26 protein-coding genes are annotated in these 24,132 nt (G+C 61.6%); 14 read left to right on the forward strand and 12 right to left on the reverse strand.

Annotated elements, in window-relative coordinates:
• Positions 1–216: 216 nt before the first annotated feature.
• The 4 genes from BLW62_RS15875 (at position 217) to BLW62_RS15890 (ending at position 3,690) form a co-directional block, all read left to right on the forward strand.
• The gene (locus tag BLW62_RS15875) at positions 217–855 is read left to right on the forward strand and encodes an Era-like GTP-binding protein (RefSeq protein ID WP_076583213.1); all 639 of its coding nucleotides are present in this window, start codon (positions 217–219) and stop codon (positions 853–855) included.
• Positions 856–861: 6 nt separating this feature from the next.
• A complete protein-coding gene (locus BLW62_RS15880) occupies positions 862–1,263 on the forward strand; it encodes a DUF2073 domain-containing protein (protein ID WP_090508017.1) in 402 nt (133 codons plus the stop codon).
• Positions 1,263–2,387 (forward strand): OapC/ArvC family zinc-ribbon domain-containing protein, encoded by a 1,125-nt coding sequence (locus tag BLW62_RS19230; protein ID WP_090508018.1) that lies wholly within the window; start codon positions 1,263–1,265, stop codon positions 2,385–2,387. The genes BLW62_RS15880 and BLW62_RS19230 overlap by 1 nt, the downstream gene beginning before the upstream one ends.
• Positions 2,388–2,907: 520 nt before the next feature.
• On the forward strand, positions 2,908–3,690 hold the full coding sequence (locus tag BLW62_RS15890; RefSeq protein ID WP_090508019.1) for a DUF7089 family protein: 783 nt from the start codon (positions 2,908–2,910) through the stop codon (positions 3,688–3,690).
• A 30-nt stretch (positions 3,691–3,720) separates the two neighbouring features.
• Here the strand turns inward: BLW62_RS15890 and BLW62_RS15895 are convergent, their stop codons facing one another.
• The 3 genes from BLW62_RS15895 to BLW62_RS15905 all read right to left on the reverse strand — a co-directional run bounded on the left by BLW62_RS15895 (position 3,721) and on the right by BLW62_RS15905 (position 7,350).
• Positions 3,721–4,302 carry a DUF7090 family protein gene (locus BLW62_RS15895; protein WP_090508020.1) on the reverse strand — a complete coding sequence of 194 codons (582 nt, stop codon included), beginning with the start codon at positions 4,300–4,302 and terminating at the stop codon, positions 3,721–3,723.
• 106 nt (positions 4,303–4,408) lie between these two features.
• Complete coding sequence (locus BLW62_RS15900; protein ID WP_090508021.1) at positions 4,409–6,028, reverse strand: ABC transporter permease; 1,620 nt, start codon at positions 6,026–6,028, stop codon at positions 4,409–4,411.
• Positions 6,029–6,180: 152 nt separating this feature from the next.
• Positions 6,181–7,350, reverse strand: a complete 1,170-nt coding sequence (locus BLW62_RS15905) for an extracellular solute-binding protein (RefSeq protein WP_175459775.1) — start codon at positions 7,348–7,350, stop codon at positions 6,181–6,183.
• A 384-nt stretch (positions 7,351–7,734) separates the two neighbouring features.
• Here BLW62_RS15905 and BLW62_RS15910 point away from each other — a divergent pair, with 384 nt between their 5' ends.
• Complete coding sequence (locus BLW62_RS15910) at positions 7,735–8,415, forward strand: class I SAM-dependent methyltransferase (protein ID WP_090508022.1); 681 nt, start codon at positions 7,735–7,737, stop codon at positions 8,413–8,415.
• Positions 8,416–8,644: 229 nt separating this feature from the next.
• Here BLW62_RS15910 and BLW62_RS15915 read toward each other — a convergent pair whose 3' ends face one another.
• Both BLW62_RS15915 and BLW62_RS15920 read right to left on the reverse strand, forming a co-directional pair.
• Positions 8,645–9,238: a DUF1684 domain-containing protein gene (locus tag BLW62_RS15915; protein ID WP_090508023.1), complete on the reverse strand. Its 594-nt coding sequence runs from the start codon at positions 9,236–9,238 to the stop codon at positions 8,645–8,647.
• Between the two features lie 68 nt (positions 9,239–9,306).
• Complete coding sequence (locus tag BLW62_RS15920; protein ID WP_090508024.1) at positions 9,307–9,546, reverse strand: DUF7127 family protein; 240 nt, start codon at positions 9,544–9,546, stop codon at positions 9,307–9,309.
• Positions 9,547–9,759: 213 nt separating this feature from the next.
• Here BLW62_RS15920 and BLW62_RS15925 point away from each other — a divergent pair, with 213 nt between their 5' ends.
• Positions 9,760–12,135 (forward strand): ATP-dependent DNA helicase, encoded by a 2,376-nt coding sequence (locus tag BLW62_RS15925; protein WP_090508025.1) that lies wholly within the window; start codon positions 9,760–9,762, stop codon positions 12,133–12,135.
• Positions 12,136–12,181: 46 nt separating this feature from the next.
• On the opposite strand, the gene BLW62_RS15930 is transcribed toward BLW62_RS15925, so the two are convergent.
• From BLW62_RS15930 to BLW62_RS15950, 5 genes are all read right to left on the reverse strand, one after another.
• On the reverse strand, positions 12,182–12,493 hold the full coding sequence (locus tag BLW62_RS15930) for a DUF7521 family protein (RefSeq protein WP_090508026.1): 312 nt from the start codon (positions 12,491–12,493) through the stop codon (positions 12,182–12,184).
• Between the two features lie 63 nt (positions 12,494–12,556).
• Complete coding sequence (locus BLW62_RS15935; protein WP_090508027.1) at positions 12,557–13,696, reverse strand: thiamine ABC transporter substrate-binding protein; 1,140 nt, start codon at positions 13,694–13,696, stop codon at positions 12,557–12,559.
• A gap of 124 nt (positions 13,697–13,820) precedes the next feature.
• Positions 13,821–15,179: an ABC transporter permease gene (locus BLW62_RS15940; protein WP_090508028.1), complete on the reverse strand. Its 1,359-nt coding sequence runs from the start codon at positions 15,177–15,179 to the stop codon at positions 13,821–13,823.
• Positions 15,179–15,940, reverse strand: coding sequence for an ABC transporter ATP-binding protein (locus BLW62_RS15945; protein ID WP_090508029.1), 762 nt, complete (start codon positions 15,938–15,940; stop codon positions 15,179–15,181). Before BLW62_RS15945 ends, BLW62_RS15940 begins: the two co-directional genes overlap by 1 nt.
• A 43-nt stretch (positions 15,941–15,983) precedes the next feature.
• Positions 15,984–16,394 (reverse strand): DUF5788 family protein, encoded by a 411-nt coding sequence (locus BLW62_RS15950; RefSeq protein WP_394328164.1) that lies wholly within the window; start codon positions 16,392–16,394, stop codon positions 15,984–15,986.
• 159 nt (positions 16,395–16,553) lie between these two features.
• Here BLW62_RS15950 and BLW62_RS15955 point away from each other — a divergent pair, with 159 nt between their 5' ends.
• The 3 genes from BLW62_RS15955 to rpiA all read left to right on the forward strand — a co-directional run bounded on the left by BLW62_RS15955 (position 16,554) and on the right by rpiA (position 19,142).
• On the forward strand, positions 16,554–17,486 hold the full coding sequence (locus BLW62_RS15955; protein WP_090508031.1) for an ABC transporter ATP-binding protein: 933 nt from the start codon (positions 16,554–16,556) through the stop codon (positions 17,484–17,486).
• Entirely contained in the window at positions 17,483–18,337 is an 855-nt protein-coding gene (locus BLW62_RS15960) for an ABC transporter permease (protein WP_090508032.1), read from the forward strand. Before BLW62_RS15955 ends, BLW62_RS15960 begins: the two co-directional genes overlap by 4 nt.
• A gap of 97 nt (positions 18,338–18,434) precedes the next feature.
• A complete protein-coding gene (gene rpiA / locus BLW62_RS15965) occupies positions 18,435–19,142 on the forward strand; it encodes a ribose-5-phosphate isomerase RpiA (protein ID WP_090508033.1) in 708 nt (235 codons plus the stop codon).
• A gap of 11 nt (positions 19,143–19,153) precedes the next feature.
• Here rpiA and BLW62_RS15970 read toward each other — a convergent pair whose 3' ends face one another.
• Positions 19,154–19,573 (reverse strand): hypothetical protein, encoded by a 420-nt coding sequence (locus BLW62_RS15970; RefSeq protein ID WP_090508034.1) that lies wholly within the window; start codon positions 19,571–19,573, stop codon positions 19,154–19,156.
• A gap of 211 nt (positions 19,574–19,784) precedes the next feature.
• Here BLW62_RS15970 and fni point away from each other — a divergent pair, with 211 nt between their 5' ends.
• Positions 19,785–20,846: a type 2 isopentenyl-diphosphate Delta-isomerase gene (gene fni / locus BLW62_RS15975; protein WP_090508035.1), complete on the forward strand. Its 1,062-nt coding sequence runs from the start codon at positions 19,785–19,787 to the stop codon at positions 20,844–20,846.
• 221 nt (positions 20,847–21,067) lie between these two features.
• On the opposite strand, the gene BLW62_RS15980 is transcribed toward fni, so the two are convergent.
• The gene (locus BLW62_RS15980) at positions 21,068–21,235 is read right to left on the reverse strand and encodes a DUF1931 family protein (protein ID WP_005578700.1); all 168 of its coding nucleotides are present in this window, start codon (positions 21,233–21,235) and stop codon (positions 21,068–21,070) included.
• Positions 21,236–21,623: 388 nt separating this feature from the next.
• Here BLW62_RS15980 and larB point away from each other — a divergent pair, with 388 nt between their 5' ends.
• From larB to BLW62_RS15995, 4 genes are all read left to right on the forward strand, one after another.
• Positions 21,624–22,397 (forward strand): nickel pincer cofactor biosynthesis protein LarB, encoded by a 774-nt coding sequence (gene larB / locus BLW62_RS15985; protein ID WP_090508119.1) that lies wholly within the window; start codon positions 21,624–21,626, stop codon positions 22,395–22,397.
• A 112-nt stretch (positions 22,398–22,509) separates the two neighbouring features.
• On the forward strand, positions 22,510–22,659 hold the full coding sequence (locus BLW62_RS18815; RefSeq protein WP_168170958.1) for a DUF7563 family protein: 150 nt from the start codon (positions 22,510–22,512) through the stop codon (positions 22,657–22,659).
• A 91-nt stretch (positions 22,660–22,750) separates the two neighbouring features.
• The gene (locus BLW62_RS15990) at positions 22,751–23,035 is read left to right on the forward strand and encodes a GIY-YIG nuclease family protein (protein ID WP_090508036.1); all 285 of its coding nucleotides are present in this window, start codon (positions 22,751–22,753) and stop codon (positions 23,033–23,035) included.
• An 88-nt stretch (positions 23,036–23,123) separates the two neighbouring features.
• Positions 23,124–24,056 (forward strand): DUF8054 domain-containing protein, encoded by a 933-nt coding sequence (locus tag BLW62_RS15995; RefSeq protein ID WP_090508037.1) that lies wholly within the window; start codon positions 23,124–23,126, stop codon positions 24,054–24,056.
• Positions 24,057–24,132 lie beyond the last annotated feature (76 nt).

A 24,132-nucleotide genomic window follows, 5' to 3' on the forward strand; every position in this document is an offset into this window, starting at 1 on the left:
CAGTGAGTGTGAAAGATCGGTGAGTAGCAACTAGAGTAATAGAATGTGAAGGTAGCTTCAACGCATCACTCAACTCTCGAGAATCACATCACGCTACACTGGTACGGTGAATTGTCTATCCGTCTGACGTAGGCTTAAGTAGATTCAGTTTGTAGTACGCGCAGATGCACCCCGCGGTCGCGCAACTGCCACCCGCGGTGCTGGAGGGCCCCAAGGATGGGACTGTTCACAGAACTCAAAACTAGTATCTCTCGGGTTACAGACCGCCTCTTTACGGATGAGGAACCCAAACGAATCGGTATCTACGGTCCACCAAACGCTGGAAAGACAACGCTCGCCAACCGAATCGCTCGAGACTGGACTGGTGACGCAATTGGTGCGGAGAGTCATATCCCACACGAAACGCGTCGCGCACGCCGGAAAGAAGATGTTCAGATCGAACGTGAGGGGAAGTCGGTAACGATCGATATCGTCGACACGCCTGGTGTGACGACGAAAGTCGACTACGAGGAGTTTACCGACGAGATGGAAGAAGACGACGCAATCCGTCGCTCCCGTGAGGCCACCGAAGGCGTCGCAGAGGCGATGCACTGGCTTCGTGAGGACGTCGATGGCGTCATTTACGTACTCGATAGCGCGGAGGATCCGATCACGCAGGTCAACACGATGTTGATCGGAATCATCGAATCTCGTGATCTCCCGGTGTTGATCTTCGCGAACAAGATCGACCTCGAGGACTCGAGTGTCAAACGGATCGAAGACGCATTCCCACAGCACAAGACCGTCCCGCTCTCGGCGAAAGAAGGCGAGAATATGGACGAAGTGTACGAAAAAATCGCGGAGTACTTCGGGTGAGCAACGATGCCACACGCAACTAACGCAGACGACCCAGACACACCCGACGGTGTCCAGATCGACTTGATCAGCGGCGAACGGATGGACAGTTTGGCCTCGATGGAGAAGATCCGAATGATCTTGGATGGCGTCCACGAGGGCAATATCGTCATCCTCGAGGAGGGACTGAGTCCCGACGAAGAGAGCAAACTGATCGAGGTGACGATGTCCGAGATCAGCCCCGACGAGTTCAACGGGATCGAAATCGAGACGTATCCAAAATCTTCGACACGCGATTCCTCGTTGCTCGGTCGAATTATGGGCAACAATGAGTCGACAGCAAAGCTGACCGTTATCGGCCCGGCAAATCAAATCGAAACGCTCCACAAGGATGAAACGCTGATCAGTGCCCTCGTGTCCCGAGACTAATGCCACACGAATGTACGAACTGCGGTCGCACATTTCCCGACGGTTCCAAAGAGATGTTGTCGGGGTGTCCAGACTGCGGTGGAAACAAGTTCCAGTTTGCACCGTCTGGACAAGCGACGAGCAACTCAGCTCACTCGAGTGAGGCGTCAGCGGGTGCCACCGAGAGTGCTGGTGACGCGTCCTCTTCGTCTTCATCTTCTACCACCGGAACCGTCGGGCGTGCTGCGAAAACAGTTCGTGGCTGGGTTTCCTCGGAGTCAGATACCGCAGACGATGTTCCATCGGTCTCGAACGAATCGCCGTCACCTACGAGCGAATCGCCGTCACCTACGAGCGAATCGCCGTCACCTACGAGCGAATCGCCAGCAGCTACGAGCGAAACGCCACAAGCCTCGAGTGATTCCTCACCAGAACGATCGCCGCAGTCGAGTACACCGAGCCAACGCGATACGTCACAGCCACAGCCCCAATCGTGGCCCGACGAGGCCAAACCGGACAACCCGTCCGAAGAGTCGACGACGGAGGAATTTACTGCGTGGCCCGAAACGGCTCGTCGACCCGAAAATCGGTCGAATGCCCCGTCGGATGGGAATCGAGGTGCACCGGAAACACGGGGGTCGGCGTCGGCCACCCCGACTTCGAGTCCAGCGTCGTCTGACCCCTCGAGTGACGGCAACGAGCGTGCACCCGAAACGAACGCCGAACCAACTCCAACTCGAGCAGACGGGACGATGGTTGCCGACGACGAGGATACAGCACAGGCCGATGCTCGGAGTGAAGTCGTCTCGAGTAACGATCTTCCGGAAACGGCTCACCCGTCTCCAGATACACGAGATGGCTCGTCTCATCCACCACAACAGGCAAACGCAGCCTCGAGCGATGAGCAGCCACCGAGTGACGGCCGTGTCGTCAGCGAACCGACGGGAGAGCAACCGTCGATCGAAGAACTCCGCGCGGAACTCAACGAACAATTCGAGAGTATCAAGATCGTGAGTCCGGGACAGTACGAACTCAATCTCATGGAACTCTACAATCGCGAAGAGTACATTATCTCGCTGCAAGAGGACGGCCGGTACGTTATCGACGTTCCCGATTCCTGGCGAAACGACGAAGACGAGGTGTAATTTCGTGGGTTGGGTCCCTCGGGTAGCCCGTTAGTCGAGTTCACCGGGTAGTCCAGTAGTAGCGTTCGTCCCCTTCGAGTGCCACCAGGGACGACCGAGACCAACGAGTCTCTCGAGGGAGTCGATTCCGAAACCAGAGCGTTTGGATTCGGTTCGCTCAGGCATCCCTTAACAGACCCCTCTGTTGCAACTCCAGAACCCTACTTCTGGCGGCATACGATGGGAGTATACAGAATACATACTCCAGTTGAAATGAAGGTGGTTCCACTATCCACACCCGTTTCGTTTTCCGAAGGGATCTAAGCGGACGCCACCCCTGCTCTGGGGATCGTCTCAGATCGGTGCTCGTGAGTCTCGTTCGCGATGGAACTCGTCGGGGATCGGTAGGCGAGACAGATGGATTTAAGCGACGCGGTCGAGTTCAGTAGCGTATGAGCACCCCAACCAAGGTCGTTCTCACCACGATCACCGTCGCAGCACTCCTGTCACTGTTGGTCGTCTTCCAGACTGTTCTCGTCTGATGTTCCAGACTCGCGACCTCTCGAGTTCGGTCGAGTCCGTTCGTGAGTCCTACGCGCCAACAGTTCACGTCCTCGAGTCAGATCGGGACTTCGAGACGATTCCTCCCACAGAGGCCGAAGATCTCGGTCTACTCGTCGACTCGCTCGAGCCGGCGAGTTATCCTGCCGAGTGGCTTCCGAACGACGCCCCGACGTTGCTCACTCGATACGCGGGTACGGACTTCACGATCGGGATGCCGGGTGATGGAAGCGTCGCGTGGACTCGCCAGAGTGATCCGCCGGTCGTGATTATCAAGCCTCGTGTCGGTGGGTCGCCGGAGGCGTTCGTCGACTTCTTACTCGCCGAGGCGGTCGTCGAGGTCTCACTCGGCGTTCCCGAACACTTCCTCGGGTTTTTCGAAGACAAGTATCGCGAACTCGACGACGCGGTCACACTCGATCCGAACGAGACGTATCAGGTAGCGTCGGCACTGTACGATGGATGGGTTGGCCTCCAGACCCGAGCAGAGTTCGCGACGTGGAACGAGAACCATCCTGCCCTCGCCGACGCGTGGCAGGATGCGGGAACACGACTCGAGGATCGAGTCTCGGAATTGCCACGGGCCGTTGCTCGGGGTGAGACGGACTTCGCAGATGCAACCGAACTCGCGTGTGCAGCGATCAAACACGCCATCGAACTTCCAGCCCCGTTTGCGGCACTCGACACGGACGCCTATCGTGATCACGGCGCCGAGTACGCGGTGACATGGGCCGAGAAGACGTTCGATTCTCTCGAGGAGTGACACGCTCGAAAAACGAACGCGAGCGACTAGTTATTCGAAGTCAGTGTCGATGTGGCCGTCCTCGTCGAGATCGATCGTTCCGTCGAATACGTCACGGAACTGCGCAACGAGTGCCTCGTCGTGGGGGTCTTCCGAGACGTGAAAGAGACCGATTGCGTCGTGTTCTTCGAGTAATTCGACGATTCGTTCGGCGGTTTCGAGGGCTTCCTCGTCGCCGGCGTAGTAGGCGAGTTCGGTGATGGAGTCGAAACTGAGGCGAAGTTTGCCGTCGTGTGCCTCGAGGAAGCCGTCGATGTGTTCGACGATTCCGTCGACATCGTCGGGTGCGGCGACGTAGTGGACGGTGTCGGCGGAGCGTCGAGAGTAGCCGCGTTCGATACTGAGGGTGTCGAGGATCTCGGCACAGTCTTCGTCGACGTCGTAGTACTCGAGTTTTTGTTTGACTTCGCGGGCGGTGGTTCGTGTGGAGATGACGAGGAAGTGGTCGGTATCGGTTTTGAGAAAATCAGTATCGATGCGGTCCGTTTCACCCGTACTCGGGTGAAGTAACAGTACACCCGTTCCACCCGATACCGTTGCTGGTGTCTCGTCGATTGCAAGCGAATACTCCATTACTGGCCTGAACAACTTTCGGAACCGACTTAATAGTGCGGATCTGTTTGGTGTCGACAACTGATACTCTGACGTTTCTTCTATCGGTTTGAGTGATTGCGAATGCTCAGTTGAGATCGCTCCCTTCCTGGCGAAGCAAGATGAGCATCGAGAATCCCGAGATGAGGATGAGCAACAGCGACGGGAACGCCGCGTATCGATAGGCGAGGTCGGCCTGAGCCCCCCAGATGATGGAAACCAATGTCTCCATGCCGACGGGACGAAGCATCAGCGTTACTGGGAGTTCCTTCATGGTCGTCAGAAAGACGAGAACACCGCCAGCGACCACGCCGGGCATGATCAGCGGGAGCGTAATTCGTCTGAACGCTTCGAGTCGACTGGCGTTTAGCGTTCGTGCGGCTTCGATCGTCTTCGCGTCTACCTGCAGGACCGACGAACGAACGGTTCCGACGGCCTGTGGCAGGAAGCGAACGACGTAGGCGAAGACGAGCAGCCAGATGCCCTGGCGGTAAAACGAAGGGAGCGTTCTGGTCCCGAGAAACACCAGTGCCAGTCCGATGACGACGCCGGGAACGGCGAATCCGATGTAGGTCGCTCGCTCTAAGATCCGTGATAGCAGTGAGTTCGTTCGGCCCGAGTAGTAGGCGACGGGAAGGGCGAACAGACAGGCGACGAATGCGGCGATCAGGGCGAGGTGGACCGAGTTGAACGCGTAGACCCACTCGAATTCGAGCGACGAGATCGGATCTCCCTGACTGCGAAACAGCCAGTTCGTAAAGATCGCAACCGGAATGACGAGCGTGAGCACTCCGAGCGAGGAGATGAAGCCTATTGCCAGCCACTTCCAGCGGCCAAGGTGGATCACGCTGCCACTGCTCGGGCCACCGGTTGCGTCTTCGTCACGACCGATTCCCGCTTCGATGACGAGAACGATCGCGACGATCGCGATCAACTGCAGCGCGAGCAAAGCGGCGTACTCGACGGCGAAGTTGTTGAACTCCCAGTAGATTCGACTCGTGAAGACGCTCGCACCCATAAACGCGGGCGTTCCGAAGTCCGAAATAGCGTAGAGGCCGGCGAGCAACGCCCCGGCGGCAATTCCCGGCCTAATCTGTGGAAAGGTGACGCGGCGAAACGCCTCGAGCGGGCCGGCGTTCAGGGTTCGTGCGGCGTCGATGATCGAACTATCCATCGACAGCAACGCGGCTCTCGTCGTCAAGAACACGTAGGGGTACGTGTACAGCGTGATGATGAATATGGCCCCCGGGAGCCCGTCGAGATTCGGAATCGTCGTCCCGAAGAGCGTATCGACCTGCCCACCGGAGCCAAACATTCCGGTAAACGCGATGGCACCGATATAGCTCGGGATAACGAGCGGGAGTGCAGCGACGATGGTCCAGAATCGTGGGTTTGGGAGGTCTGTTCTGGTCGTGAGGATCGCTAGCGGAACGCCGAGTCCAATCGAGAACACGGTCACGAGCCCCATCAAGGCGATACTGTTGATCGTCGTTCCGGCGGTCCGCGAAGAGAAGATGAGGTCGATCGCTCGCGACGGTTCGACCGTAATCGCACGCCAGAGCAACCAGAACATCGGGGAGATGACGAGAAACGCGACGACGGCACTAAGGAGTACCAAAACGGCCATCGAACGGTCGGTCACGCCGAGTCGCTTCGAGAGTTCCTCGAGTGACCGCAGGGAGTCGAGATGGTTCGTGAGTGATTTCATTATAGTCGGCTACTCGGTATGTCGAAACCGGCTGTCGCTACGTGCTTTGAGTTAGGTTCACCTAAATCCCCCGAACCGCTCTCGCCGTACTGGAAATCAAAGGCGGATAGTTACGACGCCCCTCGCGGTGTGTAACGACTCGTTCTCGCGTTTTAGACTTCCATCCCTTCGTCTTCGATGATATCTCTGGCACCCTGCATGTCCATGTCGAAGTCGCTGAGATCGAATTCAGGTGGGTTGATCTCGTCGAGGTCTGGGAGTTCGTCGACGTAGTCGATATCCTCGACGACGGGGTACTCGCCGTTTTGTTCCATCATGAGTTCTTGGCCTTCTTCGGCGATCAGGTGACGGATGAACTCCGCAACCATGTCGGGGTCGCTGACGGCGTTCGTGGCGGCGACGCCCGCGACGCTGAACAGACAACCGGCGTCGTTCTCGGTGAACGCGACGTCGACCGGTGAGTCGGGGTCCTCGCTGATGAGACGGGCGGCGTAGTAGCTGTTTCCGAGTGCGATGATCGGGTCGTCGTCACCGCCTTGCTCGACGGCCGCGGCCTGGTCTCCCCCGCTCGTGAAGAGTTGGGCGTCTTGATCTTCCATCATATCGCTGACCCACTCGCGGGTCGCTTCCTCGCCCTCGAGTTCGACCATCGCCTGGATGAACCCGCGGAAGGTTCCGGAGTTGGGTCGCGTCGAAATAATTCCCTGGAACCGCTCGTCAGTCGCAAATTCCATGATGTCGTCTGGAAAGTCCTCGGGGCCATCGAACTCCGTTTCGTCCAGTCGGTCGCTGTTGTACTGGATCGCACGGACGCGGCCGGTGACGCCGGTCCAGTAGCCGTCGGGATCTCGGTAGCTTTCGGGGACACCCTCGACGATGTCGTCGGGCAGCGCCTGAACGACGCCCTCGCGCTCGAGTTCCCCGAGGGCGCCGGGGTCCTGTGAGTACATGAGGTCCGCAGCGGTGGCGTCGCCTTCCTCGATGATCTGGTTCACGTGGACGTCGTTGTCGTCGTAACCGACCCTGACGGTGAGATCGTCGTACTCGTCCTCGAGCGCCTCGAACACGTCGTCGATCTGATCACGGTCGCGACCGCAGTAAATGCTGATCTCGCCCTCGAGATCGCCGAGATCGTCCCACCTGACGCCACCGGAATCGACCCCGGTCTCCCCCGGACCGGAGTCTGTCAGCGGTGGAGCGTCGTCGTCACCAAGACAGCCGGCGAGTCCGGCGAGTCCGGCTACCGAAGCGCTCGTGGCTGCGAGGAACGGTCGACGACTCATCGTAGATTGCTGCGTTTGATCGCTATCGCGCTGTTGCATATCTAGTTTTAGGCTGGCCTAAAACACATATAGATTCCGATTATCTTAGAACCTGTTGCCAAAAAAGTGTGTCAGCAGGAGCTATTGGTTCGGCCTTCGCCCGATGCCCACGGGATTTCGGCCGGCCTAAACCTCTCCGCCCTCATCTTTTTAGGCTGCCCTAAAGAACCTGTCGATCCCGTCGATCGACCGAGAACGGTGGGTTCTGGAAAGGACTCACTGAAGCACTATCGAACCAACTGAATCAACGTACGGACTTATCGCAACCACGGCTGCCGATCGAACGGACGAGGACTCGTCGTAGCTCTTCTCGTCCGCTGGCAGTTGCGACCCCCTTCACTTCGAGTCGAACGCGTTTTGATCGCCGAGCGTGAGCACTCGAGTATGAGCGTTCGTGAGGAGTTCAACGAGTGGGCGACGAGCGGCCGCGACCGAGGGATGGAAGACCGGCACTGGCACACCGCGAAACACGTCCTCGCGCGGATGCCGGTGGAGGTTGGCGACACGATTCTCGACCTCGGATGCGGCAGCGGCTACGCCGGTCGGGCACTGCGGGATACGAAGGACGCGGGCCGTGTATACGGGCTCGACGGCTCACCCGAGATGGCACGCAATGCGGCGGGGTACACCGACGACCCCGCCGTCGGCTTCCTCGTCGGTGATTTCGACGAGTTACCGTTCGCCGACGACTCGATCGACCACGTGTTCTCGATGGAGGCGTTTTACTACGCAGCGGATCCACACCACACGCTCGAGGAAGTTGCGCGCGTGCTTCGTCCGGGCGGAACGTTCTACTGTGCGGTCAACTATTACGAGGAAAACGTTCACTCTCACGAGTGGCAAGACAACATCTCGATCGAGATGACGCGCTGGGATCGCGACCAGTATCGCACCGCGTTCCGAGAGAGCGGACTCGCAGTCGCCGAGCAGGACCACGTTCCGGATCGCGAGATCACGATCCCAGCCGAGGCCGAGTTCCCACTCGAGGAGTGGGACACGCGCGAAGCGATGGTCGAACGGTATCGAGAGCTTGGAACGTTACTCACCGTCGGCGTTTCGCCGTAACGATCTGTCCGACCCGACCGATGACGCGACGAACCGACTCCTGCTCGAGACGTTCGGTGAGACGCCCCGCTATTTCGACTCGAGGCACCCCATCCGGCAACCCCCTCGTTTCTACTCGAACCCTGTCGCTTGTTGCGATTTTGCGTGTGCTCGGCGGACTCGAAACGGTCCCGACAGTCGAGGTCGAAGGTTCGAGCAGAAGCCGCCGTCAGCGAGGGTGACGGTCACGCTACTCGTTGCGTTCGCCGGCGGGAATCGTCACTTCGAGCCAGTTTTCTTCCGGCGGGAGGGGACAGTCGAACGTCTCGCTATAGGCACAAAACGGCGTGTACGCGATGTTGAAGTCGACGGTAAGCTCGTCGCCGTCTTCGAGCCCCCGATCGGGGGCTAACTCCATGTACCGTCCGCCCTCGTAGCTCTGTTGACCGGTCGTCTTGTCTCGGAAGGGCACGAACAGCGGTTCGTCGTTGGGACTCTCGAGTTGGTAGGCTCCGAGTTCGTACGTCCCGTCCTCGAGTTCCTCGTCGGCTCGAGTGAGGTCGAACTCGAGGGTCGCGACGCGAAGATAGCGCATCTCTCTGCCCGCCGTCGTCTCCATCAGAACGACCTCGGGGTCGTCGTGGACGGTCGCCGTCGCGGTGACGCGATAATCGAGGTCCGGTTCGAAGTACTCGAGTCCGTCGAACGTCTCGCGGTCTTCCGGCGGAACCGGTGATTGGGGATGTTCCGCGAAGAATTCGTCCTTTTCGGTGCGTTTCGACTCGAGTTCCTCGCGCCAGCGGTCGGCGTCGACGGCCGAATCAGAATCGTCAGGTTCGCTCATATCGGTACGAGGGTGGCAAAACGGGAATGGGTTGTGTTTCACCCGCGTCGGCGAGCCTGACGCGGCGGTTACTCTTTGATCGTGAGCACGCCGTTATTGACGGTGATGTCGCTGGCTTCGGGTGGCAGTTCGAACTCGAACTGCTCGTCGTCGGTCACGATGAGCGCGACGGAGTCGACAACGTCGATCGCGACGTTCTCACCGGTGTCGCCGAAGTCGACGGCGATGATGCTTCCGTCGTCGTACTCCTGGGTGCGAACGACTACACCGTCTCGATCGACTTCGCGGAGGGACTTGGGGACTTTCACGTTTGTACTATGGCGCCCAGCACTGGTAAGGACTACGCCGGCAACGTCCAGCCGAAACGCTGAAATACGCGTCAGTTTTCCCTTCTCGAGGCTTCTTTCGGTAATCGATGGGGGGCGAGTACACTCGCACTCGAGCGCCACACCTTTATCAGCGATAAGGGAGCCAGTCTGGTTCGTCACAGCTATGGACGACCGACGACGAGTACGGAACCCATGACGGACTGGCGTTCGATCTTCGGCCACCGCGAGCCCTACGACGAGCAAGTCGACGGCATCGAATCCGCTATCGACACCGCTCGAGAGGACGGCTATACCGTCATCGAAGGGGCCTGTGGTACCGGGAAGACGATGATCGCGCTCACCGCCGGGATCGACCTCGTTCGCGACCCCGACACCGACTACGAGCGCGTCTTCGTTCTCACGAGCGTCAAACAGCAACTGCGCCAGTTCGAAACCGACCTCGAGACGATCAACGAGAATTTGCCCGACGACTGGAACCCCGTTTCGGGGCTCACGCTCGTCGGAAAGGCCGACGTCTGTCCGTACAACCGCGAGGGGAAAGCTGGCATCGACGACGGCAACGTCTACGACCGCTGTGAGACGCTCCGTGATCGAACCCGCGACCTCACTGGCGAAGGCGGCGATACGACCGCACAGAACCTCGCCACACGCGCTCGCAGCCAACAGATCGGACTGGCGGATAGCGGCTCTCGTGGCGGCGGAACCAGCCAGTTCCTCGAGACCGCGGGCGAACCGACGCCGTATCCGCCAGCTCTCCCCGAGTACGGTGAGGGCGGCCCGGTAGGTGCCGAAATCGAGTACTGTCCGTTTTACGCGCAGTATCTCGAGGACCTCCCCGAGGATGGCAGCGATGGTGACGCAGTCGAAGCCGTCCCCTACGACTTCACCGAGGCGGGAATGCTCACGCCCGAAGACCTGGTCGCGCGCTCCGTCGCCCACGGAACCTGCCCGCACTCGGTGATGGGGGCCGTGTTGGGCCACGTCGAGGTCGTCATCGGAAACTACTACCACGCGTTCGATCCACAGACGACCGGGTCGTTCACCGGAGCGCTCCTCGACGACTCGACGTTCGTCGTCTGCGACGAGGCTCACATGTTAGAACCCCGCGTGCGCGATCTGGTCAGTGACGGCGTGGGAGACCGTACCCTCCGAGACGCCGAAGGCGAACTCTCTCGAGTCATCCAGCCGGTCAAGTTCGAACGTGAGGGCAGACAGGCACAGGGTGGCTCGAAGACGGCCGACGCGGACCTCGTCAGGGCGGAACTGAACGATAGCGACGTTACCTACGACGAACTCACCCGAACGCTCGAGTTCGTCCAGGACGTTCGGAGCGAACTCGACCGACGAGTGACCGCGTTTCTCGACCGGAAACACAGGGGGTGGCAGTCGAATCTCGCGGAGCTCGACGATGCCGAGATTCCCCTCCGCGATCCGGCCGAGCCCGCGGAAGACGAACTGACAGAGTGGGCCCAAACGGAAGGGTACAGTGACGTCGATTGGGTTCGTGTCGAATCCGTCGGTGCCGTCGTCGAGCGAATTTTGAACGAAGCCGAAGACGAAGACAGAACTCGCGCAGCCCCCACCGTCGGTCGCGTCCTGGGCGAGTGGTACCGTCGCGGTCACACCGACTACTTCCGAGAGATCGAACTCGAGCGCACGTGGGACGACACCGAGCCGGCCGATTCCTGGCGACGCGCGTACAACGCTCGTTTCTCCTTGCACAACTGCGTGCCGAGCGACGCCATCGGCGACCGACTCGCCTCCTTTGGCGGCGGCATCCTCATGAGCGCGACCCTCGAGCCGATGGACGCGTTTACCGACGTGACTGGCTTGCAGTACCTCGAGCGCGAAGAAGACCGGCCGGTCGTCGAACGACGCTACGGTCTCCACTTCCCGGCCGAAAACCGCGAGAGTTTCGCGGTCGCTGCGCCGAAGTTCACTTACGATAACCGCGGCCCTCCCGGGGACGAGAACCCGACTCGAACGCACTACGTGGACGCCATATCGAAAGTCGGCCGGCTTCCCGGCAACGTTCTGGTCGGCATGCCGAGTTACGCCGAGGCCGACTGGACCGCCAGCGCGCTCGAGGACCGCCTCGAGAAACCCGTCTTACTCGACGCGGCGAGCGACGCCGAGACGACCCAGTCGCTTAAACGCGAGTTCTTCGACGGCGATGGGAAGGTTCTCGTCACGAGCCTCCGGGGAACGCTCACCGAGGGCGTCGATTACAGTGGCGACCGCCTCTCGGCGGCCGTCATCTGTGGCGTGCCGATCGTCAACACCTCGAGTCCGCGGACGAAGGCGGTCCGACGGGCCTACGAGGACGAATTCGGCGACGGGTTCACCTACGCGCTCACGATTCCGGCGGTCAGAAAGGCTCGTCAGGCGATCGGACGCGTCATTCGCTCTCCACAGGATGTCGGCGTCCGCGTGCTCCTCGACGAACGGTACGCGCGCGATAGCTGGGATTCGGTTCGGCCGTTCCTCCCCGACGACGGCGAGTTCCAGGCCGTCAGCCCGGATATGCTCGAGATGGGTCTCGATCGGATTCGGTCGCGTCTCGAGTAAGCCGTCGGACCCACCGACGTCGGTCTCGTTTCGACCGTTCGAGTCGTTATTCGGACTGACGAATCGTGACGGTGGTCGTCATCGACGTCTCGGCGTACAGCGAGTACAGGACGATTCCGAACCCGCCAGCGGTGAACGAACTCTGAATCGTGACGCCGAGGGCGACGTTGTCACCGAGGAGGTGGACGAACGCGCCGAAGACCGACCCGGCGACGATGAAGCTAAACCCGATCGCGAGCGCTCGCAATGCGCCAGACCCAGTCCGACGAAAGGCGCGGTAGGCGAGTAACGCGACGGCCCCGCCTGTGAGGACCGTTGCGGTGTTCGCGACCGCGATGAGGAGAACGTACTCGTCCATACTGCTGGTGAGTACGCCGCCGTGCTCGAATGTACCGATTGCCGCGTGAGAAACGAGCAGTGACTACTCGTTCTCGAGGACGTCGTCGCCGACGCGGTCGTCCCACTCCTCGAGCCAGTCGGTGACAGTCCCCTCGAGGTCGTCGTAGCCCAGCGCGACGGGATCGGACGGTTCGCGAGCGATGCCGTCGAACGCCGAGTCGGTGTCGATGCCGTCGATGACGGGGAACTGGAGATTTCGGTGAGCGAGTTCGGATTGGGCTTCTTCTGTGAGGATCGTGCTGAGAAAGCCGTAGGCGAGATCGGGTTCGGTCGCCTCCTCGAAGATCCCCATTCCCTCGGGGAGCGCGTACCCTTCGTCGTCCAGAAATGCGACCTGGTGGCGAGTCGTGTCGTCTGCTTCTCTGGCGGCGAAGGCGGGATCGGTCGAGTACGAGACGACCATCGGGCGCTCCTCCTCGAGGTAGCCGTCGACGTAGGAATCGCTCCAGGATCGGCGGACGTCGACGCCGGCGTCGACGAGGTCTTCCCACCACTCGAAGGCCTCGGATTCACCCATCGCGTCGATCGTCCACAGGAAGAAAGCCTGTCCCGGGTTGGACGTTCGCGGATCCTGTGCGAGGAGGGTTTCCTCGTACTCGCCGTCCAACAGCTCGTCGAACGTCTCCGGCCCTTCGAGTTCGTTCCCGTCGTACACGAGGTTCACGAAGCCCGTGTCGAACGGCAGTGCCCGTCCGTGTGGATCACCGAACTCGTACTCGTCTTGGATTTCGTCGACGCCCTCGACTCGCTCGAGATTGAGTTCGCGAAGGAGTCTCCCTTCCTCGATTCGCTCGTCGATTCGTGTGAGGTCGCCGACGGTAAAGCCAAAGAGCACGTCGACGTCGATCTGGCCGCTGTACTCCGAGCGGCGAATGTAGTGGTCGACGCCGCCGTTTGGAACCACCCACTCGAGTTCGGCGTCGGGGAACTCCTCCGTAAACGCCTCCTCGAGCCACTCGCCGGCCGGGTTCGGGCCTTCGACCATCGACCGGTACGTCGCGACCCTGAGCGTGCTGTCGTATCGCGGTTCGTCGGGCTCTGGATCGCCGTCGTCGCCGTTCGGTGGCTCGTCGTCCCCGTTTCGCGTCAGACAGCCGGCGAGTCCAGCCGTGGCTCCCGTCCCGACGCCGCCGAGGGCACGAACGACCGTCCGGCGTTTCATCCTGCGAGACTACGTAGTGAAGACGTAAGTCTCGTTCCCAACCAATCGAATCTCAAATATATCTGCTTGAAGACAATAACGGGCTCGAGTGACGGCCCCGAACCCGTTCGCGACGTCGTCCTCGTCACTCGTATCGGAGCGCGTCGATCGGATCCGTTCGCGCCGCTCGCCAGGCCGGATACAGGCCCGAGAGGATTCCGACGAGGACGCCGACGGCAATCGCCAGCGCGACGTATTCGTAGGGGTAGACCAGCGGCAGATCGATGTACCAGACGCCGAGATAGCCCGCGGCGAGACCGAGTATCGTGCCGATGATCGCTCCGACGACGCCGAGGATCACTGCTTCGGCGAGGAATAACCCCAGAATCTCTCGGTTTTGGGCCCCGACAGCCTTCATGATCCCGATTTCGCGGGTTCGTTCGGTGACGGAGACGAGCATGATGTTCGCGATGCCGATGGAGCCGACGAGCAACGAGAGCGCGGCGATGCCGACGATGAAGTTCTGTAGGAGGCCCAACACGTCCTCGAGTTGCTGGAGCAACTCCGTACTCGTCTGTAACGTCATCTCGAGGTCCTCGTCGAGCAATTCACCGGCGTCGGAGTCCTCGCTCTCGAGGTAGGTAGTCGCACTCTCCTGGGCGCGATCGATCGCTTCCTCGTCAGCCGATTCGGCTTCGACGACGATGGCGAGGAAGCGGGCGTCTGCCATCGCCTGATCGTCCTCCTCGCCGTTCTCGCCAGCATTCTCGTCGGTAGCTTCGCCCCCTTCGGTGCCCTCCCCGCCGGCGGCGTCGCCGTCACCGCCGGCCTCGCCTCCGGGGAGGTCCCCGGCAGCGTCTTCGGTGTAGTAGGGGTCCGTCGGGACGTACACTCGCGGCGACGGCTCGAAGCCCTCGAAGGGACTCAGCCCCTCCGACGTTTCGGTGATGCCGACGACGGTGACGCTGGTCTGCTCGCCGCCCTGTAACGCGACGGTCAGTTCGTCGCCGATCTCGAGATCCTCCTCGAACTGGCCGGCGACGGCGGGATTGACGACCGCCTCGCGTTCGCCCTGTTCGAACTGTCGGCCCTCCTCGAGCGTGTCGTCTCTGATGTACGTCGGCCCGGCCGCGACCAGCGCGTCGCTCTGTGGAGAGAGTTCGTCCTCGTAGACGAGCGCCTGCGTCGAAATCGGCATGTAGCCGTAGGCGGCGTCGATATCCTCGTCGTCGGAGAGCGTCTCGAGGTCGTCCTCACTGAAGACGGGTTGGGCACCGGCCAGCGGGCCGCCCTCGGTGTCGGGGTCGCTCGCCCAGCCGTAGCTATTTCGCTGGTCGTCGGGGCTAATGTCGCCGATGACGCCCGCCTGCAGGCTCGCTCCAAGCGTGACGAACGCGATCACGGCTGCGATGCCGATGACGATGCCGAGCGTCGTCAGCGACGAGCGAAGTTTGTGCCCTCGAATCGACCGCCAGGCGAGCGCCAGACTCGCACCGGGACGCATCAGTGGCCTCCGTGTACGCCGCTTCGATCGTCCGTGCCGTCGGATTCCTCGAGCGACTCGACGTCCTCGAGCGTTCCATCGAGCAGGTGAACGATCCGTTCGGCGTGGGTGGCGACGTGGCGTTCGTGGGTCACGACGACCATCGTCGTCCCGGCCTCGTGGAACTCGGCGAACAGTTCGAGCACGTTCGCGCCGGTTTCGGTGTCCAGATTGCCCGTCGGCTCGTCGGCGAGGATGAGTTCGGGTTCGTTGACGAGCGCTCGAGCCAGCGCCACCCGCTGTCGCTGCCCGCCGGAGAGTTCATTCGGGAGGTGGTCCGCTCGATCCGCGAGGCCGACGCGCTCGAGCAACGCACTCGCTCGTTCACGGCGTTCCGCTCGGCCAATGTTTCGAAACAGCTGTGGCATCGCCACGTTCTCGAGGGCGGACAGGCGCGGCATGAGGTTGAACGTCTGGAAGACGAAGCCGACGGTCGTCCCGCGGAGGGTCGTTCGCTCGGCGTCGCTCAGACTGCCAACGTCGCGGCCGTCAACCACGACGGTGCCACTCGTCGGCGTGTCGAGACAGCCAACGAGGTTCATCAACGTCGACTTGCCGGAGCCACTCGGGCCCATGATCGCCGTGTACGACCCTCGCGGAATCTCGAGTGAGACGCCGTCGAGCGCGTGAACTGGCTCACCGAGGTGGTAGGTCTTGTGGACGTTCTGGAGGGAGACTGCCGACCCGGAGTCACCGGTAGTCGCTGGGTCCGATGTCGCCATGGGTGTCCGACCACAGCGGGGGCGAAAAAGGTTCAAGTGACTCTCAGCGTCGGATCGAGTTCACGAACTCGAGCCAGCGTTCGTGGCCGTCGAGCGAGGCCGTCCGTGTTTGCGCTGCGAACCGATCCCGTCGAAGGCTCCGCAGTGCGTTACGCGCCCGGTCGATACCGACGATCATCTCGAGGAGTTCCTCGCCTTCCGCGCGATCGATCGGTGCCGACTCGAGGCGTTCGACGAGTCGACTCCGCTCGTCGGTCAGTTCCAGTTCCGTCTCCCGGAGCACCGGCTTCACGTCGTCCGGAATGCCGTCGATCTTGCGCGTCTCGATGAGGAACTCCTCGAGTGGCAGTTGTGCCTCACCGACGGTGATGGTGTCTGGCAGTTCTTGTCCGATGGTCGCACTCTGGCTATTCGCACGCTCGAGGAGCTTTCGTCGTTCGGTCGTATCCATCATCGTGATCGTATCGACTGGCTGAGTGGCTCAGTCCACTGCTGGCCGAATGGTTCGGTCCATTGCCGGCTGGGTAACTCGATCCAGCGACCTTCTCGATAGTGAGTCATCCAGTGCAATAAGTTATGTCTTTTGAGAAACAACTACTAACTAATACAAACTATGGCGACGATCGATATTTCCAACGTGACGAAACGATACGGGTCGGAAACCGCGCTCGAGGATTTGTCTCTCACCGTCCGACGCGGCGACATATACGGCTTCCTCGGTCCGAACGGGGCTGGCAAGTCGACGACGATCAACTTGCTCCTCGACTTTATTCGACCGACGACGGGCGACGTCCGCGTCTTCGGTCTCGACGCTGCCGACGACACGCTCGAGATTCGGTCCCGGACCGGAATCTTACCGGAGGGCGTCGCGTGTTACGACCGACTGACCGGTCGCCAGCACGTCGCGTTCGCTATCGAATCGAACGAGGCGGCCGACGATCCGGACGACCTCCTCGAGCGAGTTGGGATCGCCGACGCGGCCGACCAGAAGGCCGGGGGCTACTCGAAGGGAATGGCCCAGCGACTCATGCTCGCGACGGCGCTCGTGGGCGAGCCGGATCTCCTCATCTTGGACGAGCCGTCGACGGGACTCGATCCCAACGGGGCCCGCGAGATGCGCGAGATCATCCGCGAGGAGAACGCTCGCGGCGCGACGGTCTTTTTCTCCTCGCACGTCCTCGGCCAGGTGGAAGCCATCTGCGACCGGGTGGGAATCCTCCGGGACGGCCAGTTGATCGCCGAAGATACCGTCGACGGCCTTCGGGACTCGATGCCGAATCAGACTCAGCTTCGTCTCCACCTCGATGAGATTCCCGAGGACGCCTCGGCCGCACGGGCGGCCCTCGAGTCGATTGAAGGGGTCTCGCGGGTGACGACGGACGGATCGACGGTCGTCGTCACCTGTGGGGATGGCACGAAGACGACCGTCATGCGGACCATCGAGGAGTACGGCGTCACCGTCGAGGACTTCGCAACCGACGAATCATCGCTCGAGGACCTGTTCGTCGCGTACACCGAGGGCGATGCTCGAGAGGTGACTCAATGAGTGCGATCACCGTCGGGAAGAAGGAGTTTCGAGACGCCGTTCGCTCGCGAAAGCTGGCGCTTTTGACGGCCGTCTTCGCCCTGTTCACGCTCGGCGGCGCGTATCTAGCGTCGTGGGCGGGCGACCTCTTCGCGGAGGTCGACGGCGAGGGTGCCCAGTCGACGACGGAACTCGTCCTCGCACTGCAGAGTCCCGCGGGGTTTCTCGTGCCGATCATCGCGCTGGTAATTAGCTACGCGGCGATCGCTCGCGAACGCGAGCGAGGGAGCCTGAAGTTCTTGCTGGGGCAGCCACACAGTCGCCGCGAGGTCGTCGCGGGAAAAATCCTCGGCCGATCTGCCGTCGTCGCCGTCTCGATTCTCGTCGGCTTCGGCGTGGGCTTCGTCGGACTCATCGTCTTCGTTGGGTCGGTATCGATCGTCGACTATCTGCTGTTTACGCTCGTGACGATGCTGTTCGGGGCCGTCTACGTCTGTATCGGCGTGGGGATCTCCGCGATGACGCGGTCGACGACGACGGCAGCCGTCGGAGTCGTCGGGCTGATCGTCGTATTTTGGATCGTCTGGGGCTCCCTCGCGCAGGGGCTCCTGTTCTGGCGAGAGGGGAGCATGATGGTCGATCCACTGCCCGAGTGGTTCGTGAGCTTTGTCTCTATCCCACCGGATTCGGCCTACAGCAGTGCACTCAGTGTCGTCCTCGGTGAAGGCGGGTTTGCGATGGCAGACGTCTATCAAACGGAGAGCGTTCCGTTGCTCGCCGAGCCTTGGTTCGGCTTCGTCCTGCTCGCACTCTGGGCGCTCGTCCCGGTGGCGATCGGTCTGTGGCGGTTCGATCGAGCGGACCTCTCGTAGCCCGACGTCTCGCTCGACGAACGGGGCCCGTCGTCGGACTCGATAGTACTCACGAGAGTGTGCAACGTTTTTCTCGGTGCCTACCCACCATAGGCGCATGAAAACGACGGGCGGTTCGGACGCAGCGAAGCGCCGAGCGGGTGAACGCGCCGCCGAACGGGCCGAAGACGGATTCGTCGTCGGATTGGGAACCGGATCGACGACCGCCTACGCGATCGACGCGCTCGGTCGGGCCATCGACGACGGACTCGAGATCCGCGGCATTCCGACCTCGTTCCAATCCCGGCAGGCTGCACTCGAGGCGGGCATTCCGCTCACGACGCTCGAGGAAGTCGACGACGTCGACCTCGCGATTGACGGGGCGGATCAGGTTGCAGACGACCCGACAGCCGACGCCTACGGTGCCCTGATCAAGGGCGGAGGCGGTGCGCACACTCGCGAGAAACTCGTCGACTCGGCGGCCGACGAGTTCGTCGTCGTCGCCGATCCCTCGAAACTCGCGTCGACGCTCGAGCGATCCGTGCCGGTTGAAGTGATCCCCGACGCCTACAGTGTCGTCTCCGAGCGCGTGCGGGAGCTGGGCGGCGACCCGACGCTTCGAACGGCGGAGTGCAAGGACGGTCCGGTCGTCACCGACAACGGAAATCTCCTGTTGGACTGTGCCTTCGGATCGATCGACGACCCCGAACGGCTGTCGTCTGCGCTCGCTCGAGTTCCGGGCGTTCTCGATCACGGCTTGTTCGTCGACCTGGCCGATCTCACGTATGTCGGGACCGACGACGGCGTCGAAACGCGCGAGTACTGAGCCTCGGACGTTCACTCGCCCGTCGAATCGACAGATTCGTTCTCACTGGTTCCCGCCCGTCTCGAGAACGCTGCGACGGCCACGTAGCTCGCTCCGAGAACGCGCGCGATGGGAAGCACCCACGGTTTCACCTCGAGGTCGTCCGGATTCTCGTAGGCGACGCGGAGTCCGACCTCGAGCGCCCGGCGTGGAAGCACTGCGAGGACGAATCCGAGCGCAGCGAGCGCGCCGGAGAGCGCACGAATGTTGGTGGGACTGCGGACGAGGAGCAAACAGAAAACCAGTCCTTTGAGTCGAGCCATCGGCACCGTCCACGGCCGCCGGTGTCCGACGTCGGCGTTTTCGAACGCGAGTCGCTCCACGGTTTCGACGAACGGCTTCGGAGCGACCGCGACGAACAGTCCCGCTGCGAGCACGAGTAATCGTCGCATACGAACTCTACGCGTTCCACCCGCATTAACTGATTCCGCGCGTCTCGCTCGCTCGAGGCTCGGTCATCGACCGGGATTTTGTCTACCCCACACATCTTCGAAGTAGCGGGTAGCGACCGCTCTCTGTCCCCCGCGTGTCCCGTCGTGCGAGGGTCGGGCAGATGGACACCTTTTCAACACCGTCACACCTTCGTTCGAGTGAGACGATTCGATGCCCGAAACATCCGACCGGAAAGACGACCACATCCGAATCATCGAGGAAGAAGACGTAGAGACGACTGGTGCCGGGTTCGCCGATATCGACCTCGTCCACGAGGCGTTACCGGAGATCCACCGCGACGAGATCGACACCGCCACGACGCTGTTCGGTCACGAGTTGTCGGCACCGATCGTCATCGAGAGTATGACCGGCGGCCACCCGAACACGACGAAACTCAACCGGGCGCTGGCCGAGGCGGCCCAGGAAATGAACGTCGCCATGGGCGTCGGCAGCCAGCGCGCCGGTCTCGAACTCGAGGACGAAGCGTTACTCGAGTCCTACACCGTCGTTCGGGACGTCGCCCCCGACGCCTTCCTCTATGGCAACGTCGGCGCGGCACAGTTACTCGAGTACGACGTCGACGACGTCGAACAGGCCGTCGAGATGATCGACGCCGACGCGATGGCGATCCACCTCAACTTCCTGCAGGAGGCCGTCCAACCTGAGGGTGACGTCGACGCACGCGGCTGTCTCGAAGCGATCGAACGCGTCACCGAGTCGCTCTCGGTCCCAGTCGTCGTCAAGGAGACTGGCAACGGAATCTCCCGTGAGACGGCACGGCGATTGGCTGACGCCGGCGTCGACGCGATCGACGTCGCCGGACAGGGCGGAACGACCTGGTCGGGAATCGAATCCTACCGGGCAGCGGCCGTCGGCGCGTCGCGACAGGAACACGTCGGCCAGTTGTTCCGCGCCTGGGGCGTCCCGACCGCGGTCAGCACGCAGGAAGCAGCGTCGGTCCACGACTGCGTCATCGCCAGCGGCGGTGTCCGCTCGGGACTCGACATCGCGAAAGCGATCGCCCTCGGCGCTCGCGCTGGCGGTCTCGCGAAGCCGTTTCTCGCGCCGGCCGCACAGGGAACCGACGCCGTCGTCGACCTGATCGAAACGCTCTCCCTCGAGTTACGAACGGCGATGTTCGTCACCGGTTCTGCGTCCGTTTCCGACCTCCAATCCGCCGAGTACGTGGTCACCGGTCGAACGAACGAGTATCTCGAGCAGCGACGATCGTAGCTCGAGAATTCACGCTCCGCGTCGTATCCGGTTAGGGTGTCTGTTCCTCCGAGTCCACCACGCTCACACTCCTTCGAGTGAGCCAGATCTGTCGAGTTGGAGCCCCCGAGGAACTCGGTGGTACGCACGGAGCGACCGGTTTCGTCGATCTGGTCGGTGCCCAGTCGATAGCAGTCGCTTACGGGGTGTAGCGTCGATAAAAGAATTCTTACTGGCGTCCCTTACAGGTCGCGTGGCTGGACCGTCTTCCGGTCGTTTGCTTCGGCACGTCGGGCTGCGTCTTCGAGAAGCTCGTCGACTTCCTCGTCGAGTGCTTCGTAGAAGTCCGAGGCGACGTTCTTGTCATCGAGCGCTTCCTTTACGGCGGCTTTGACGATAAGGTCTGCCATACGATGTACGGATTTCGTGTTACCCAATATAAAGATTTTGGTTGTGGGCCGGAATACGGGGGTTGCAGCGGTTGCGCTGCCCGTTTCGATGACCGATATCACCGGAAAGTATATGACTGATGAGTCGGGTGCAGTGACCGATTCCCCGTGAGACGGCTCTCGGTGGCTCGCGCGCGCTCAGTGGTGGCTGCAGCGCCCCTACCGGCGGTTGCATGTGTTTACCTCTCTCGGTTGGGCGTGTAGTTGCACTTCTCGTCTCACTACCGATCCCAGTAATATCCTCACGAGATGCGCCCTCTCAGGCTGGTTCTCGCCTTGAGCGACGGTGGCGTGTCGATCCGTCGTGCAACCCGACGGATTCGAGTATATCCGCTCCCTCACCCCCAATATGCGCGAACTCCTCGAGTCGGTCGCCGACGGCTCGCTCTCTCCGACGGAAGCGGAAGCAAAACTCAACGGCTACGTGACCGGTGACGCCGGCCGATTCGACGCGGCCCGGCGACAGCGACGTGGTATTCCGGAAGCGATCTACGCCGAAGGCAAGTCGGCCCCACAGGTGGTTGCACTCGCCGAAACGGCACTCGAGACCACCGATCGGGCACTGATCACACGAATCAGCGACGAACAATTTGAGGCCCTCGAATCGACGCTCGCTGACTCTGCACCCGACGCGACGCTCGAGCGGTCCGGGTCGACGGTTCGCGTCCTCGGAGCCGAGTTCGAACAGCCCTCGCTCGAGGCGACGGTCGGAATCGTCACGGCAGGAACTGTCGACGGACCGGTCGCCGACGAAGCACAGGTCGTCTGTACCGATGCCGGCGCGACGGTCGACCGCGTCGACGACATCGGCGTCGCCGCCCTCGACCGCACGCTCGACCAGGTCGACAGGCTCCGTGATGCCGACACGCTCATCGTCGCCGCTGGCCGCGAGGGGGCACTCCCAACCGTCATTGCCGGACTCGTCGATACGCCCGTAATCGCGGTTCCCGTCTCGAGTGGCTACGGTCACGGCGGCGCCGGCGAGGCCGCGCTGGCGGGACTGTTGCAGTCGTGTACGGTGCTCTCGGTCGTCAACATCGACGCCGGATTCGTCGCTGGGGCGCAGGCAACGCTCATCGCTCGCGCGATCGACGCTGCTCGAACCACCGACGTCCCTCGATGAGAATCAAAAATATTCTTCGGAAAACAAAACTCAACTCTGGGAACGGAGAAGCACTTTTGTCCGTTCGGCGAGTAATTGTTCGTACCGGCCCCGCCGGTGTGACCACCACCCAATGCCTACCTGTGATCACTGCGATGCGCACGTCTCCGAGCGCTTCGCACGCGTCTTCGCTGATGAGAACGGCGAAATTCACGCCTGTATCAGCTGTTCGGCCAATGCAGGGATCGCCGAAGCGTCACGAAACCGCGAACGAGGTGCGTAGGCTCGCACCCCTTGCCCGAGTCATCGTCATCGTCATCGTCGGTTCCCTCGGTACGAGCACTTTTTAGACTACTAGCACGAGCGAACGCACGATGAGTGAGCGTGAGCACGAGCACGAGCACGAAGCCGAACACGAACACGTCGTTTACGTCCTCGAATGCGCCGATGGGTCGCTGTACACCGGCTACACGACCGACCTCGAGCGGCGAGTCGCCGAACACGACAACGGTGAGGGCGCGAAGTACACGCGCGGCCGGACGCCAGTCGAACTGCGGTATCACGAACGCTACGCCTCTCGGTCGGCCGCGATGTCTCGTGAGTACGAGATCAAGCAACTCTCCCGAAGCCGAAAGGAACGACTCGTTGCCCTCGAGTGAATGGGCTTTGCTTCGACCCGATTGGAGTAGTATTCTCCCATCAAGTACCAAAAAATAGATATCATCTCCCTTCCTGTCTCGTAACACCATGGAGATCGATATCGCCGAGGAGCTCAAACAACCGGAGTACACCGGCGAAAACCGGTGTGAGCCGTGTACCATACTAAATCTCGCGATTGCGGTCGTCGTCAGCTCGCTCGTCGCCCGGAAGACGAAACTCGGCGGCGTTCTGGCAATCGGTCTCTCGATCACGCTCATTTACCTCCGGGGATACCTCGTCCCGGGGACGCCGACCCTGACGAAACGGTATCTGCCGCCGGAAGTCCTGCGCTGGTTCGGCAAGGAACCGGAACTCGAACTCGCGAGCGGCGTCGGTGGCGTCGATAGCGGTGACTCCCCATCCAACGACTCTACCGACACGCCTGCAGCGGCCGCTGGCTCACCGTCCGAATCCCACGGCGAGTCTAGCGAGGACGACGCACCCGAGGAACCGGTCGAACTCGACCTCGAGACGTTCTTTCTCTCACACGACGTCCTCGAGCCGTGTGCCGACCGGGACGATCTCTGTCTCACCGACGCGTTCGAGACTGACTGGCTCGACGCGATCGACGAACTCGACGACGACGGCGTCGAACCCGCCGACGCCGTCGCCGCGTTCTCCTTCGAGGAAGACCCCGACGACTTCGATATCGAGTCTCGCGACAAGGCACAGTTGCTCGTCGCCTCGCACGGTATCGCCGGTCGCTGGCCGTCTCGGCCCGCGCTGATCGCGGATATCGCTGCCAGTGGCGTTCTCGAGGAGTGGACACCCGAGTGGGACGATCAGGGACCAGAAACGAAAGGGCAAGTGCTCAACGGGCTTCGGATGTTCCTCGAAACCTGCCCGACGAGCGGCGGCGAGATCAGTATGGACGAGGAGGTCGTCGAATCTTGCTGTAGCTCACACGACGTGATCGCCGTCACCTGTGACGAAACCGGCGAACGACTGTTCGAACAGCGCCTCGATACCGTCGACGCCTGATTCGTTCGCGAACGGTACTCGCCGAATCGAGGGCTGGAACAGGGCGTCGCTTTTTTCGCACCCCACAATGAGACAC

Source organism: Natronorubrum sediminis (genome assembly GCF_900108095.1).
Taxonomy (GTDB): Archaea; Halobacteriota; Halobacteria; order Halobacteriales; family Natrialbaceae; genus Natronorubrum; species Natronorubrum sediminis.

Excerpts from the sequence above, each read along its gene's own strand:
- BLW62_RS15875 (WP_076583213.1), top strand. The coding sequence starts at position 217 with ATGGGACTGTTCACAGAACTCAAAACTAGTATCTCTCGGGTTACAGAC.
- BLW62_RS15880 (WP_090508017.1), top strand. The coding sequence starts at position 862 with ATGCCACACGCAACTAACGCAGACGACCCAGACACACCCGACGGTGTC.
- BLW62_RS19230 (WP_090508018.1), top strand. The coding sequence starts at position 1,263 with ATGCCACACGAATGTACGAACTGCGGTCGCACATTTCCCGACGGTTCC.
- BLW62_RS15890 (WP_090508019.1), top strand. The coding sequence starts at position 2,908 with ATGTTCCAGACTCGCGACCTCTCGAGTTCGGTCGAGTCCGTTCGTGAG.
- BLW62_RS15895 (WP_090508020.1), bottom strand. The coding sequence starts at position 4,302 with ATGGAGTATTCGCTTGCAATCGACGAGACACCAGCAACGGTATCGGGT.
- BLW62_RS15900 (WP_090508021.1), bottom strand. The coding sequence starts at position 6,028 with ATGAAATCACTCACGAACCATCTCGACTCCCTGCGGTCACTCGAGGAA.
- BLW62_RS15905 (WP_175459775.1), bottom strand. The coding sequence starts at position 7,350 with ATGCAACAGCGCGATAGCGATCAAACGCAGCAATCTACGATGAGTCGT.
- BLW62_RS15910 (WP_090508022.1), top strand. The coding sequence starts at position 7,735 with ATGAGCGTTCGTGAGGAGTTCAACGAGTGGGCGACGAGCGGCCGCGAC.
- BLW62_RS15915 (WP_090508023.1), bottom strand. The coding sequence starts at position 9,238 with ATGAGCGAACCTGACGATTCTGATTCGGCCGTCGACGCCGACCGCTGG.
- BLW62_RS15925 (WP_090508025.1), top strand. The coding sequence starts at position 9,760 with ATGACGGACTGGCGTTCGATCTTCGGCCACCGCGAGCCCTACGACGAG.
- BLW62_RS15930 (WP_090508026.1), bottom strand. The coding sequence starts at position 12,493 with ATGGACGAGTACGTTCTCCTCATCGCGGTCGCGAACACCGCAACGGTC.
- BLW62_RS15935 (WP_090508027.1), bottom strand. The coding sequence starts at position 13,696 with ATGAAACGCCGGACGGTCGTTCGTGCCCTCGGCGGCGTCGGGACGGGA.
- BLW62_RS15940 (WP_090508028.1), bottom strand. The coding sequence starts at position 15,179 with ATGCGTCCCGGTGCGAGTCTGGCGCTCGCCTGGCGGTCGATTCGAGGG.
- BLW62_RS15945 (WP_090508029.1), bottom strand. The coding sequence starts at position 15,940 with ATGGCGACATCGGACCCAGCGACTACCGGTGACTCCGGGTCGGCAGTC.
- BLW62_RS15950 (WP_394328164.1), bottom strand. The coding sequence starts at position 16,394 with ATGATGGATACGACCGAACGACGAAAGCTCCTCGAGCGTGCGAATAGC.
- BLW62_RS15955 (WP_090508031.1), top strand. The coding sequence starts at position 16,554 with ATGGCGACGATCGATATTTCCAACGTGACGAAACGATACGGGTCGGAA.
- BLW62_RS15960 (WP_090508032.1), top strand. The coding sequence starts at position 17,483 with ATGAGTGCGATCACCGTCGGGAAGAAGGAGTTTCGAGACGCCGTTCGC.
- rpiA (WP_090508033.1), top strand. The coding sequence starts at position 18,435 with ATGAAAACGACGGGCGGTTCGGACGCAGCGAAGCGCCGAGCGGGTGAA.
- BLW62_RS15970 (WP_090508034.1), bottom strand. The coding sequence starts at position 19,573 with ATGCGACGATTACTCGTGCTCGCAGCGGGACTGTTCGTCGCGGTCGCT.
- fni (WP_090508035.1), top strand. The coding sequence starts at position 19,785 with ATGCCCGAAACATCCGACCGGAAAGACGACCACATCCGAATCATCGAG.
- BLW62_RS15980 (WP_005578700.1), bottom strand. The coding sequence starts at position 21,235 with ATGGCAGACCTTATCGTCAAAGCCGCCGTAAAGGAAGCGCTCGATGAC.
- larB (WP_090508119.1), top strand. The coding sequence starts at position 21,624 with ATGCGCGAACTCCTCGAGTCGGTCGCCGACGGCTCGCTCTCTCCGACG.
- BLW62_RS18815 (WP_168170958.1), top strand. The coding sequence starts at position 22,510 with ATGCCTACCTGTGATCACTGCGATGCGCACGTCTCCGAGCGCTTCGCA.
- BLW62_RS15990 (WP_090508036.1), top strand. The coding sequence starts at position 22,751 with ATGAGTGAGCGTGAGCACGAGCACGAGCACGAAGCCGAACACGAACAC.
- BLW62_RS15995 (WP_090508037.1), top strand. The coding sequence starts at position 23,124 with ATGGAGATCGATATCGCCGAGGAGCTCAAACAACCGGAGTACACCGGC.